Genomic DNA, 232 nt, shown 5'->3' with positions numbered 1-232 from the left:
ACGCCCAGTAACCGTGTAACTCGGGGTGGTCGCTGATGTGATCGTTGTCCACGCCCCATTACTCACGCTTTCTTGCAACGTGTAACTTGTGGCCGTCGATGCCGCGGCCCAACTTATCGCAATACTGCCGTTCGTCACCGTCGCACTGGGGACATTGATGCTCGCAGGCACCGGAGGTGGCAATAACACACTGACCGCGGCCGAGGCTTTCCAACCACTGCAACCAGATGCA

The 232-nt window shown here is 58.2% G+C and carries 1 protein-coding gene; it reads right to left on the bottom strand.

Annotated features, from left to right (window positions below):
- Window positions 1-232, bottom strand: a 232-nt coding sequence (locus tag KO537_RS23010; protein WP_219236057.1) for a hypothetical protein, incomplete at both ends; no start/stop codon positions are given.

It is taken from the genome of Shewanella sp. NKUCC01_JLK (assembly GCF_019345615.1).
In the GTDB taxonomy this organism is placed as follows: Bacteria; Pseudomonadota; Gammaproteobacteria; order Enterobacterales; family Shewanellaceae; genus Shewanella; species Shewanella oncorhynchi.
The sequence above is the reverse complement of the archived record's forward strand: the minus strand, read 5'-3'. Positions and strand labels throughout refer to the sequence as shown.